At 67.8% G+C, this 12,200-nt stretch carries 13 protein-coding genes; 11 read left to right on the top strand and 2 right to left on the bottom strand.

The genetic code is table 11. From position 1 onward, the window contains the following. Nucleotides 1-14 precede the first annotated feature (14 nt). The 7 genes from ACQY46_RS02130 to ACQY46_RS02100 all read left to right on the top strand — a co-directional run bounded on the left by ACQY46_RS02130 (nucleotide 15) and on the right by ACQY46_RS02100 (nucleotide 4,912). Nucleotides 15-212 carry a twin transmembrane helix small protein gene (locus ACQY46_RS02130; protein ID WP_428698675.1) on the top strand — a complete coding sequence of 66 codons (198 nt, stop codon included), beginning with the start codon at nucleotides 15-17 and terminating at the stop codon, nucleotides 210-212. Between the two features lie 31 nt (nucleotides 213-243). Beyond that, on the top strand, nucleotides 244-819 hold the full coding sequence (locus tag ACQY46_RS02125; RefSeq protein ID WP_428698674.1) for a cob(I)yrinic acid a,c-diamide adenosyltransferase: 576 nt from the start codon (nucleotides 244-246) through the stop codon (nucleotides 817-819). A gap of 93 nt (nucleotides 820-912) precedes the next feature. Beyond that, the gene (locus tag ACQY46_RS02120) at nucleotides 913-1,605 is read left to right on the top strand and encodes a rhomboid family intramembrane serine protease (RefSeq protein WP_428698673.1); all 693 of its coding nucleotides are present in this window, start codon (nucleotides 913-915) and stop codon (nucleotides 1,603-1,605) included. Between the two features lie 201 nt (nucleotides 1,606-1,806). Further along, the gene (locus ACQY46_RS02115) at nucleotides 1,807-2,556 is read left to right on the top strand and encodes an electron transfer flavoprotein subunit beta/FixA family protein (protein ID WP_428698672.1); all 750 of its coding nucleotides are present in this window, start codon (nucleotides 1,807-1,809) and stop codon (nucleotides 2,554-2,556) included. A gap of 25 nt (nucleotides 2,557-2,581) precedes the next feature. Beyond that, nucleotides 2,582-3,523, top strand: coding sequence for an electron transfer flavoprotein subunit alpha/FixB family protein (locus tag ACQY46_RS02110; RefSeq protein WP_428698671.1), 942 nt, complete (start codon nucleotides 2,582-2,584; stop codon nucleotides 3,521-3,523). 215 nt (nucleotides 3,524-3,738) lie between these two features. Then, a complete protein-coding gene (locus tag ACQY46_RS02105) occupies nucleotides 3,739-4,620 on the top strand; it encodes a 3-hydroxybutyryl-CoA dehydrogenase (protein WP_428698670.1) in 882 nt (293 codons plus the stop codon). Nucleotides 4,621-4,714: 94 nt separating this feature from the next. Then, the gene (locus ACQY46_RS02100; RefSeq protein WP_428698669.1) at nucleotides 4,715-4,912 is read left to right on the top strand and encodes a hypothetical protein; all 198 of its coding nucleotides are present in this window, start codon (nucleotides 4,715-4,717) and stop codon (nucleotides 4,910-4,912) included. 66 nt (nucleotides 4,913-4,978) lie between these two features. Here the strand turns inward: ACQY46_RS02100 and tlpA are convergent, their stop codons facing one another. After that, nucleotides 4,979-5,659 carry a thiol:disulfide interchange protein TlpA gene (gene tlpA, locus ACQY46_RS02095; protein WP_428698668.1) on the bottom strand — a complete coding sequence of 227 codons (681 nt, stop codon included), beginning with the start codon at nucleotides 5,657-5,659 and terminating at the stop codon, nucleotides 4,979-4,981. Nucleotides 5,660-5,702: 43 nt separating this feature from the next. On the opposite strand from tlpA, the gene argH reads away from it, so the two are divergent. From argH to ACQY46_RS02075, 4 genes are all read left to right on the top strand, one after another. Continuing rightward, nucleotides 5,703-7,100 carry an argininosuccinate lyase gene (argH, locus tag ACQY46_RS02090; RefSeq protein ID WP_428698667.1) on the top strand — a complete coding sequence of 466 codons (1,398 nt, stop codon included), beginning with the start codon at nucleotides 5,703-5,705 and terminating at the stop codon, nucleotides 7,098-7,100. Nucleotides 7,101-7,264: 164 nt separating this feature from the next. Next, the gene (lptM, locus tag ACQY46_RS02085; protein WP_428698666.1) at nucleotides 7,265-7,477 is read left to right on the top strand and encodes an LPS translocon maturation chaperone LptM; all 213 of its coding nucleotides are present in this window, start codon (nucleotides 7,265-7,267) and stop codon (nucleotides 7,475-7,477) included. Between the two features lie 143 nt (nucleotides 7,478-7,620). Next, nucleotides 7,621-8,895: a diaminopimelate decarboxylase gene (gene lysA, locus ACQY46_RS02080; RefSeq protein WP_428698665.1), complete on the top strand. Its 1,275-nt coding sequence runs from the start codon at nucleotides 7,621-7,623 to the stop codon at nucleotides 8,893-8,895. Nucleotides 8,896-9,000: 105 nt separating this feature from the next. Further along, nucleotides 9,001-11,613, top strand: a complete 2,613-nt coding sequence (locus ACQY46_RS02075) for a TIGR02302 family protein (protein WP_428698664.1) — start codon at nucleotides 9,001-9,003, stop codon at nucleotides 11,611-11,613. A gap of 182 nt (nucleotides 11,614-11,795) precedes the next feature. Here the strand turns inward: ACQY46_RS02075 and ACQY46_RS02070 are convergent, their stop codons facing one another. Next, complete coding sequence (locus ACQY46_RS02070; protein ID WP_428698663.1) at nucleotides 11,796-12,194, bottom strand: response regulator; 399 nt, start codon at nucleotides 12,192-12,194, stop codon at nucleotides 11,796-11,798. Nucleotides 12,195-12,200: the final 6 nt, after the last annotated feature.

Genomic DNA, 12,200 nt, shown 5'->3' with positions numbered 1-12,200 from the left:
CGAAAGGACGTTGGATGGCTGAATTCCTTCGCATGGTGGTGCCCTTCGCTGTGGGCGCGGTGGCGATCGTCTTGCTGCTCGGCCTGTGGAACATGATGCGCGGCGGCTCGTCCTCGCGCTCGCAACTGCTGATGCGCTGGCGTGTCGGCCTGCAGTTCCTCGCCATCGTCATCGTGATGGCGGTGCTCTATCTGTCGGGAACGACACCGTGACCATGTCGCACAGGCTCCGGGAGGCAGGACAATGGTAGTGCTGAACAAGATCTACACGAAGACCGGCGATGGCGGCACGACGGCGCTCGCCTCCGGCGATCGCCGTCCCAAGCACGACCTGCGCGTCGAGGCCTACGGGACGGTCGACGAGACCAACGCCGTGCTCGGCCTGGTGCGGCTGGTGACGGGCGGGGCCCATCCCGAGCTCGATGCGGTGCTGGCGCGGATCCAGAACGATCTCTTCGATCTCGGCGCCGACCTTGCGACGCCGGAGACCGACGAGCCGCCGGCCTATCCGCCCCTGCGCATGACGGGGCCGCAGGTCGCCGCCATCGAGGCGGAGATCGACCGGTTCAACGCCGACTTGCAGCCCTTGCGGTCCTTCGTGCTGCCGGGCGGTTCGGCGGCCGCTGCGCATTTGCACGTGGCGCGGACCGTGTCGCGCCGGGCGGAACGGCTGATGACGGCGCTCGCCGAGCGCGAGCCGGTCAACCGCGAGGCCGTCGTCTACATGAACCGCCTGTCGGACTTCTTCTTCGTCGCCGCCCGCTGGGCGAATGCGCGCGGGGAGGGGGACGTGCTCTGGGTGCCGGGCAAGAATCGCTGATCAAGGCCGCGGAGTTCGTCATGCCCCACGCGACTTGACGCAGGCGCGGGGGCGGCGAAAGCTGCCGCGTCGCAACAGGACGGGCTCTCGCGCATGTTCATTCCGCTCTACGACCACAAGCCGCTCGTCCACTTGCGGCGACAATATGTCACATGGGGTCTGATCCTCGCCAATGTGGCGGTCTTCGCGCTGCTGCAGCGGGGCGGGCTTTCGGACCCGGCGATGCAGGCCTCGAGCCTCTCCTTCGGCCTGGTTCCGGCGGTTCTTTTCGACCATCGCGACCTCGCCGCCGAACTTGCGGTGCTGCCGGAAATGGCATCGCTCGTAACCTATGCGTTCCTGCACGGAAGCTGGATGCATCTGGGCGGCAACATGCTGTTCCTCTGGGTGTTCGGCGACAATGTCGAGGACGCGATGGGGCATTTCCGGTTTCTCGTCTTCTACCTGCTTTGCGCCGCCGCCGCGGGCTACGGACATGCCTTGACCGAGCCTGTATCGACGGCGCCGCTGATCGGCGCGTCGGGGGCGGTGGCCGGCGTGATCGGTGCCTATCTGGTGCTGCACCCGAAGGTGCGGGTGTGGGTTCTGGCCTTCGGCCGGCTGCCGTTGCGCCTTCCAGCCGCCTGGGTTCTCAGCGCCTGGATCGCCTTCCAGCTGGCGATGGCCTTCGGTTTCGGCGACACGCAGGTTGCCTGGTGGGCGCATGTCGCCGGTGCGCTCGCCGGCGCGTTGCTGGTCGTGCCGATGCGGCGGCGCGGCGTGCCGCTGTTCGACCGGGGGGTATAGGGCAAGCCCCTACGTGCCGGTTTCGCGACGCCCGGGTGACCTTACGTGGCGTTGACAGTCCCGGAGTGCATCAGTACGGTCCCGGCCCGACGAACGAAACCGGCGGATTTCAGCGGTTATCGGGTGTCCTGACACGATGCGGATACACAAGACGACCGGCGGCGCACAACGTGGCTGCTTGAGCGGGAGGTTGAAAAACCCATGAAGATCCTTGTCCCCGTGAAGCGGGTGATCGACTACAACGTCAAGGTGCGCGTCAAGGCGGACGGGTCGGGCGTTGACCTTGCCAACGTCAAGATGTCGATGAACCCGTTCGACGAGATTGCCGTCGAGGAGGCGATCCGTCTGCGCGAGGCCGGCAAGGCGGAAGAAATCATCGTCGTCTCGGTCGGCCCGCAGCAGGCGCAGGAGACGCTGCGCACGGGCCTTGCCATGGGCGCCGACCGCGGCATCCTGATCAAGACCGATGCGACCACCGAGCCTCTCGCCGTCGCCAAGATCCTGAAGAAGATCGTCGAGGAAGAGGCCCCCGGCCTCGTCATCCTCGGCAAGCAGGCGATCGACGACGACTGCAACCAGACCGGCCAGATGCTCGCCGCGCTGCTCGGCTGGGCCCAGGGCACCTTCGCCTCCAATGTCGATCTCGGCGAGGGGACGGTTGACGTCACCCGCGAGGTCGATGGCGGATTGCAGACGATCAAGCTGAAGATGCCGGCGGTGGTGACCACGGACCTGCGCCTCAACGAGCCGCGCTACGCGTCGCTTCCCAACATCATGAAGGCGAAGAAGAAGCCGATCGACGAGAAGTCGCCCGAGGATTACGGCGTCGACGTCGCGCCGCGCCTCGAGGTGCTCAAGACGGTGGAGCCGCCGGCACGCCAGGCCGGTGTCAAGGTGGCCGATGTCGCCGAACTGATCGCCAAGCTCAAGAACGAAGCCGGCGTCCTTTGATCGGACCGACAGGGAGAACGACACGATGACCATCCTTCTTGTTGCCGAACACAGCAACGACGCGATCAGTGATGCAACCCACAAGGCAATGACCGCGGCTGTCGCCATGGGCGGCGATGTCCATGTGCTGGTGGCCGGCAACGGCTGCCGCGCGGCGGCCGAACAGGCGGCGAAGATTTCCGGCGCGGCCAAGGTGCTTCTGGCCGAGGGCGAGGGCCTTGCCCAGCAGCTTGCCGAGCCGATGGCGGATCTCGTCCTGTCGCTCGCCGAGGGCTATGACGCGATCGTCGCGCCGGCCACGGCGAACGGCAAGAACATCCTGCCGCGCGTTGCGGCCCTGCTCGACGTGATGCAGCTTTCCGACGTGACCGCCGTCATCGACGGGTCGACCTTCGAGCGGCCGATCTATGCCGGCAACGCGATGCAGACGGTGAAGTCGAACGACGCCAAGAAGGTCGTGACGGTGCGCACGTCGACCTTCGCGGCCGCCGAGGAGGGCGGCTCCGCCCCGATCGAGGACGTCGCCGCCACCACGTCCGACCTGTCCAGCTTCGTCGGCCAGGAACTGTCCAAGTCGGACCGTCCGGAGCTGACCTCGGCCAAGGTGATCATCTCCGGCGGCCGGGCCCTCGGCTCCAAGGAGAAGTTCGAGGAGGTGATGCTGCCGGTCGCCGATGCGCTCGGCGCCGCCGTCGGCGCCTCGCGCGCCGCCGTCGACGCGGGTTATGCCCCGAACGACTGGCAGGTCGGCCAGACCGGCAAGGTGGTCGCTCCCGATCTCTACATCGCCTGCGGCATTTCCGGCGCGATCCAGCATCTCGCCGGCATGAAGGACAGCAAGGTGATCGTGGCGATCAACAAGGACGAGGAAGCACCGATCTTCCAGGTCGCCGACTACGGGCTGGTGGCGGATCTCTTCGAGGTCCTGCCGGAGTTCAAGGCAGCCGTCGAGGCGGCCAAGGGCTGAGCCTTCCGGTCCCCGGCGGACCGGGTGTGAAACTCCGGGAGGGCCTGCCCTGTGGCGGGCCCTCCTGCGTTGGGCGCGGCGCCTGGCGCCCCGCGACCGCGGACGGCCGAAAAAGCGTCCGCGGGTTCTTGCGGTAGGCCCGCGAAGTTGCGATGAATAGCCCCTCACTTCCCCATGGCGCGCACCGGCGCGCCGTAACGAAATCGGAACGGACGATGGTGGTCGATATCAAGAAGGTCGGTGTGATCGGCTCGGGCCAGATGGGCAGCGGGATCGCTCATGTCTGTGCGGTTGCCGGCTTCGACGTCGCGCTCAGCGACATCTCCCGCGACCGGATCCAGTCGGGCCTCGCCTCGATCAACGGCAACATGGCCCGCCAGGTCCTGAAGGGCCAGATCACCGAGGAAGAGCGCGCCACGGCGCTCAGTCGCATCGTCGCCGCCGACAGCATGGACGAGCTCGCAGATGTCGATCTGGTGATCGAGTCCGCGGTCGAGAACGAGCAGATCAAGCGCAAGATCTTCGCCCAGCTCTGCCCGCTGCTGAAGCCGGAGGCGATCCTCGCCACCAACACTTCGTCGATCTCGATCACGCGCCTTGCGGCGACGACCGATCGTCCCGAGCGGTTCATCGGCATTCATTTCATGAACCCGGTGCCGCTGATGGAGCTGGTCGAACTGGTGCGCGGCATCGCCACCGAGGACGAGACCTTCGAGGCGGCCAAGAAGTTCACGCGCACGCTCGGCAAGACCATCGCGGTTGCCGAGGACTTCCCCGCCTTCATGGTCAACCGCATCCTGCTGCCGATGATCAACGAGGCGATCTACACGCTCTACGAGGGCGTCGGTTCGGTCGAGGCGATCGACACGGCGATGAAGCTCGGCGCCAACCACCCGATGGGGCCGCTGCAGCTGGCCGATTTCATCGGCCTCGACACCTGCCTGTCGATCATGCAGGTGCTCTACGAAGGCCTTGCCGACACCAAGTACCGGCCGTGCCCGCTGCTGGTGAAATATGTCGAGGCGGGCTGGCTGGGTCGCAAGACGCAGCGCGGCTTCTACGACTATCGCGGCGAGGTTCCGGTCCCCACCCGCTGAGCGGGTGGCGCGCAAGGAAGGCTTAACCCTGTCTTAACGTTGCCGGTGGCAAGGTCCGGGTCCTGATGCCCCTGACCAGCCACCGGAGCCGTTCATGTCCAGTGTCGCCGCCGCAATGGTCGGTTTTGCCCAAAGCCAGACCCAGACATCCCTCGCCACGACGTTCATGAAGCAGAACGCCAGCGCGGAAGCAGGCATCGCCGCCCTTCTGGAAGAGAACGCGCAAAGCGCGACGGCCGCCGCAAAGGCGCCGCCCGCCGGTCTCGGCGGGGCTGTCGACATCACGGTCTGAGCGGCCGGCGCGGTTTCCTGCGTCGACCCTGACTTCGACTCAGACTTCGCTCCGGCCCCGGCCTGTCTATTTCTTTCCGTCTTCCATTGCGGCACGCCCCTTTTCCATCGCAGCGCGAATGAGCGCCAGCGCATCGGGCGAATCCCATTCGGCCGGTCCCATCAGCGCGCCGATCTCGCAGCCCTCGCCGTCGACCAGTAGCGTGGTCGGCAGGCCCGGCGCGCGGCCGTAGGACCGCACCTTGTGGAAGATGCCCATCGTCGGGTCGGAATAGAAGGCAAGGCTCGCCACGCCGATCTCCGAAAGGAAGGCCTTCGGCTTGTCCGGGCTGCCCTGGTCGACGCTGACCGTAACCACCTCGAAATCCTCGTCGCCGAGTTCCGCCTGCAGCCGGTCGAGCGCCGGCATCTCCTTGCGGCAGGGCGCGCACCACGTGGCCCACAGGTTGAGCAGCACCGTGCGCCCGCGGAAATCGGCAAGCGTCATCTGGCTGCCGTCGGGCGCCAGAAAGGCGAGATCCGAGAGGGATTGCGCCTTGGTCGCCGGCAGGAAGGCGGCGACCTCGCCTTGTGCGGCGGCGCCGATCGAGGCGGCACGCGCAAGCGCGCCCGAGCAGGCGCCGGCCTCCTGCCGGTTGCCATCTGCCCCGCCGATCACGTATATCCCGGCCAGTCCCGCCAGAAGGGCCGCGGCGGCCAGCCCGAAAAGCACCGGGCCGCGTCGACGTGGCTGCGTTTCGTTGGTCATAGATCCATCATCCGTCCGTTGAGGGCGCCAGAAAGGCACGTTCATGAGCAATCGCATGTGGGGAGGCCGGTTTGCCGAAGGGCCGGACGCCATCATGGAGGAGATCAACGCCTCCATCGATTACGATCGCAAGCTCTACCGGCAGGATATAGAGGGTTCCAAGGCTCATGTCCGCATGCTGGCGGCGCGCGAAATTGTCGCCGCCGACGATGCCGAGAAGATCGCTCACGGTCTAGACACGATCCGGTCAGAGATCGAGGCGGGCGAGTTCACGTTCTCCCGGGCGCTCGAGGACATCCACATGAACGTGGAATCGCGCCTGGCCGAGCTGATCGGGCCGACCGCCGGCCGGCTGCACACCGCGCGGTCGCGCAATGATCAGGTGGCGACCGATTTCCGCATCTGGGTGCGCGACACGCTGGACACGCTCGAGGCCCAGTTCACCGACCTGATCCGGGCGCTCGCCGAGCGGGCCGAGGAGCATGCCGGTGACGTGATGCCCGGCTTCACCCACCTGCAATCGGCCCAGCCGGTGACCTTCGGCCATCACCTGATGGCCTATGTCGAGATGTTCGCCCGCGACCGCTCGCGCATGCGCGATGCCCGCAAGCGGATGAACGAATGCCCGCTCGGCTCGGCGGCGCTTGCCGGCACCTCCTTCCCGATCGACCGCGAGATGACGGCGGCGGCGCTCGGCTTCGACCGGCCGACGGCGAATTCGCTCGATGCCGTGTCCGACCGCGATTTCATCATCGAGGCGCTCGGTGCGGCCTCCATCGCGTCGATGCACCTGTCGCGGCTGGCCGAGGAGATCGTCATCTGGTGCTCCGCCCAGTTCGGCTTCGTTACCCTGTCGGACAAGTTCTCGACCGGCTCCTCTATCATGCCGCAGAAGAAGAACCCGGACGCGGCCGAGCTTGTCCGCGCCAAGACGGGCCGCATCTACGGCTCGCTGACGGCACTTCTGGTGATGATGAAGGGCCTGCCGCTCGCCTATTCCAAGGACATGCAGGAAGACAAGGAGCAGGCGTTCGACGGGTTGCCGAGCCTCTCGCTGGCGCTTGCCGCGATGACCGGCATGGTGCGCGACCTGACGCCCAACACCAAGGCGATGAAGGCGGCGGCCGGGTCGGGCTACTCCACCGCGACGGACCTTGCCGACTGGCTGGTGCGGGTGCTCGGCATGCCGTTCCGCGAGGCGCATCACGTCACCGGACGGGCGGTCGCCGTTGCGGTCGAGAAGGGCGTCGTATTGCACAAGCTGCCGCTTGCCGAGCTGCAGGCGATCGAGCCGCGCATCACGCAGGACATCTTCACGGTGCTTTCGGTCGACAAGTCGGTGCGCTCGCGCACCAGCTATGGCGGAACGTCGCCGGTCAATGTGCGCAAGCAGGCGCGGCGCTGGCTGAAGGCACTCGAGCGCGAGGCCGCGCGCGACTGACGATAGGCAAATGGCGATACGCGACTGACGATGCGTGCCGTGCCGCCGCGCCGAAAGGGTTGCGGCGGGCCTCGCCGCATGCGAGGAAACGGCAAGGGGCCGCGTGGGCAATCGCGCGTGCCCGGGCTGGCGAGACCGGACTGGCGAGAGGAGTTCCGCTGAACATGGCGAAGGGTGTCATCTCCCCGTTTCTGCGCGGCGGCGTGCTTGTGGCTGTCGTGCTGGCGCTTGCTGTCGGCGCCTGCGGCCGGCGCGGGGCGCTCGACCGGCCCGATGCCGTCGATCCGGCGGTCAAGGGCGGCAGCTATCGCACGCCGGATGCGGAGCCCGCGCCGGCGAAACCGGATCGCCCCTTCGTTCTCGACGCCATCATCTGACATCGGCCACCATCTGACATCTGACATCGGGCACGGGCCGGTGGCGCGGCGTATCGCGCGAACCGGTCCATTCGTTCCTCCCCGGTTCCGGCAACGCCCCCCGCGGCGCAGCGCCGGCCGGGCTCCTAGCCGGGACCACGACCTTGCATCACTTTCATTATGTCGACGACCGGCTGAGGGCCGAGGATGTACCGGTTGAACGGATCGCGGCCGAGGTCGGAACGCCGTTCTACTGCTATTCGACGGCGACGCTCGAGCGGCACTACCGGGTGTTCAAGGAGGCGTTCGCGGGCATCCCGACGCTGGTCTGCTACGCGATGAAGGCCAATTCCAACCAGGCGGTGCTGGCAACGCTGGCGCGGCTCGGCGCGGGCATGGACGTCGTCTCGGAGGGCGAGCTGCGCCGCGCCCGGGCAGCTGGCGTTCCCGGCGAGCGGATCATGTTCTCCGGCGTCGGCAAGACGGCGGGAGAGCAGGCCTTCGCCCTCGACCAGGATATTTTGTGCTTCAACGTGGAAAGCGAACCGGAACTTGTGCAGCTTTCGCAGGTGGCAAGCGGCAAGGGGCGGACCGCCCGGGTCTCGGTGCGCATCAACCCGGATGTCGATGCCCGCACCCACGCGAAGATCGCGACAGGCAAGGCGGAGAACAAGTTCGGCATTCCCTGGGAGCGCGCCCGCGAGGTCTACGCGCTGGCCGCCAGCCTGCCGGGCATCGAGGTCTCCGGCATCGACATGCATATCGGCTCGCAGATCACCGAGCTTGAGCCGTTCGACGCCGCCTTCTCGCGTCTTGGCGGGCTGATCGCCGCTTTGCGCGGTGACGGCCATGCGATCGACCATGTCGATCTCGGCGGCGGGCTCGGCATTCCCTACCAGGACAACAACGAGCCGCCCCCGCATCCCGACGCCTATGCGCAGGTGGTTCGCAAGCATGTCGAGAACCTTGATTGCACGGTGATTTTCGAACCGGGGCGGATGATCGCCGGCAATGCGGGCATTCTTGTCACGCAGGTCCTCTACGTGAAGGAAGGCGCCGCCAAGACCTTCGTCGTCGTCGATGCCGCGATGAACGACCTGATCCGGCCGACGCTTTACGATGCCTATCACGAGATCCGACCGGTGCTGCGTCCGGGTCCGGAGCATCCGCGCATGCATGCCGATATCGTCGGGCCGGTCTGCGAAACGGGCGACTATCTCGGCCAGGACCGGGACATCCCGGCGGTCGCCGCCGGCGACCTGCTCGCCGTGCATTCCGCCGGCGCCTATGGAGCGGTGCAGGCCGGCAGCTACAACAGCCGCCTTCTGGTGCCGGAGGTGCTGGTCAATGGCGACCGCTATGCCGTGGTCCGGCCGCGTCCGAGCTACGAGGACCTGATTTCCGCCGACCGCCTGCCGGACTGGCTCACCGACGAGTGAGCCTCCGGCGAACGGCGTCTGCCCTTGCCAAAGTGGTCGAAACGCCCCACCCTACCTGTTCGGGGGCAGTTTGACCGGACGGGCCGGGCCGCGGAGGCAGGACAGGTGAACGACGCGACGACACCGGAGGGTGCGGGCCGCTCCCCCGGCAGCGCTCCCCATGAGGCGCGAGAGGACGAGGCGCGGGCGCAGCATGCGACCTTGCCGCAGGGCTCCTATCGCCGGCTCGAACGCGCGGTGGTGGAAACCCGCCTCGCCATTCTCTGGGAGCGGATCTGGCCGCCGCTGCACAATGTCCTGATCGTCGTGGCGCTCTATGTCGGCCTGTCCTGGGCCGGCCTGTGGACGCTGCTGCCGGTCTTGCTTTCCTCCCTTGTCGCGCTCGCCTTCCTGGCTGTCGCCTGCCGCCTTTGCTGGCCGCTCGTGGCGGTGCGGTTGCCCTCGCGCGCTGCGGCGCTGGCGCGCATCGAACGGGTGTCCGGACTGAGCCATCGGCCGCTCGCAGCCCTCGACGACGCGCTCTTCGACGCTGGCGACACACCGGCAACCCGCGCCTTGTGGGAGCTGCACCGGCGCCGGGCGCGTACGGCGCTTGCATCGGTGAGAACCGATGCACCGAGCCCGCAGGCCTTCCGCCGCGATCCCTTCGCGCTGCGCGTCCTGGCGGCGATGCTCCTGCTTGTCGGATATTTCGTTGCCGACGGCGTGCACCTGCAGCGCCTGTCGCCGATGTCCGGCGCGGGCGGCGAGGCGGTCGCCGCGCCGCTGCGGATCGATGCCTGGATCACGCCCCCCGTCTATACCGGCCGCGCGCCGCTGTTCCTGACGGGCGAGGCGGCGGAGCTGCGCGATCCCGCCCAGGCGCTGAGCGTGCCGGAGGGCAGCGAATTGATCGTGCGGGCGCAAGGGGTTCCCGATCTCGGCGTGCAGCTTGTCAGCGACGGCGCGGCGACCGACCTTGTTGCCGAGGCGGGCACGGCGGACAGTTCGGGGAACCTGCGCAGCCGGCTGGAGACATCGGCGACGCTTGAGATCCGCAATGGCGAGGATCTGGTCAACAGCTGGCGGATCGCGATCGAAGCCGATGATGCGCCGACGATCCGCCTGCTGAACGACCCGGAGGAGCAGCTCAGCGGCGCGGTGAAATTCACCTATCTGGTGGAGGACGATCACGGGGTGGTCTCGGCCAAGGCGGATATCAGCCCCGTCCAGGTGAAGGGGCTCGACAGCAACCGGGCGGCGCGCCCTCTGGTCGAGGCGCCGGGCTTTCCCCTGTCGCTGGCCGGCGGCGAGCGCAAGACCGGGGCGGGCGAGACCATCCGCGACCTGACCAGTCATCCCTGGGCCGGTTCCAAGGTCGACCTTGTGCTCAGCGCCGGCGACCATGCAGGGCAGACCGGCCGTTCCGAGCCGCACCGCTTCACGTTGCCCCAGCGGCGCTTTGCCAAGCCCCTTGCCCGGGCCATCGTCGAGCAGCGCCGCGACCTGGCGCTTGATGCCAATGCGCAGGTGCGGGTGCTCGACGCGTTCGACGCGCTGATGCTGGCGCCCGAAACCTTCATCGACAATGCCCGGACCTATCTCGGCATGCATTTCGCGCGTGGCCAGCTGGTCGCGGCGCAGGACGACGAGCAGCTGCGTGCGGTGGTCGATCTCCTGTGGGAGCTGGCGCTGAACATCGAGGATGGCGACCTCTCGATGGCGGAGCGGGCCCTGCGCGATGCGCAGGAGGCGCTGCGCAAGGCGCTTGAGGAGGGGGCTTCCGACGAGGAGATCGCCCGGCTGACGGAGGAGCTTCGCAAGGCGCTGGGCGACTACATGCAGGCGCTGGCAGAGCAGATGCGGCAGAACCCGCAGGCGATGCAGCCGATGGACCCCAACGCGCAGAATCTGCGGCCCCAGGACCTCGACGAAATGCTCTCGCGCATCGAGGAGCTGGCGAAGAACGGTTCGCGGGATGCCGCGCGCGAGCTTCTGGCGCAGATGCAGCGGATGCTGGAGAACCTGCAGGCCGGCCGGCCGCAGCAGATGCCGGATGGCATGACCCAGGAGATGATGCAGGCGCTGAACGAGCTCGGCCAGATGATCCAGCGGCAGCAGGAGCTGATGGACCAGACCAACCGGCTCGACCAGCAGCGCAACGGAGAGCAGGGAGAGCAGGGCGAGCAAGGCGAGCCGGGCGGCTCGCAGGGCCGGCAGCAGCAGGGCGGGCAGATGACGCCCGAGCAGCTGGCCGAGGCCCTGCGCCAGCTGCAGGAAGGGCAGGGCGAACTCGGACAGCGGCTGCAGGAGCTGATGGACCAGCTGGCGCGCAACGGCGTTCCGCAAAACGACCAGCTCGGCCGCGCGGGCGAGGAGATGGGCAATGCCCGCGACAGTCTTGGCCAGGGCCAGTCGGGAGAGGCCGTCGGCCAGCAGGGCAATGCGCTCGACGCGCTCAGGCAGGGGGCGCAGGGGCTTGCCGAGCAGATGCTCGGGCAGGGGCAGGGCGAAGGGCCGGGCATGGCCGGACGCCAGGGCAATCCCATGGACGAGGACCCGCTCGGACGTCCGCGCCGCACGGAAGGCCCCGACTTCGGCGAGCGGGTGCGCGTGCCGGACGAGATCGACGTGCAGCGGGCCCGCCGCATTCTCGAGGAGCTGCGCCGCCGCTTCTCCGACCCGAGCCGGCCGATGATCGAGCTGGATTATCTGGAGCGGCTTCTGCGTCGCTACTGATGCGGGGTGCGCGCGGGCCGCGCAGCGGCCGGGCACGGAAAAGCAAAACCCGGCCTGTGCGAAGGCCGGGTTTTGACGACAGATGCAAAGATCAGCCGGAAGACCGCCGCGCCGGGTCCTGACAGCTCACACCCCGTGCCCTCGCGCCGGTATCGGGCCGGCGGGGAACAGGGCGGTGGCCGTCAGGCGTAGCGGCGTCGGGTTTCCTCGCGGCAGATGCCGAGCAGCGCATCGCTGACGGCCCTGCGGATCTCGGCCAGCGAGAAGGGCTTGGTGACGACATCGTGGATCAGCGCGTCGAGCCCGTTGGCGCGCTCGCGCTGGTCGGCAAAGCCCGTCATCAGCAGGATCGGCACTTTCGGATAGTCCCGCGCGGCGATCAGGGCGAAGGCGATGCCGTCCATGACGGGCATCTTGATATCCGACAGGATGAGGTCGAAGGCCCCCTTTTCCCGGACGAGCGTTTCCGCGGCCGCGGCGCCATCCTCCTGGGCGACCACCGTGTGGCCGTCCAGTTCCAGGGCGCGCTTGACGAAGCTGCGAACCGCCTCATCGTCCTCGGCAATCAGAATATGGGCCATGTCCCA

Source organism: Stappia sp. (assembly GCF_965276915.1).
Taxonomy (GTDB): Bacteria; Pseudomonadota; Alphaproteobacteria; order Rhizobiales; family Stappiaceae; genus Stappia.
Note: the sequence above shows the minus strand (reverse complement) of the source record. Positions and strands in the feature narration are given on the sequence as shown.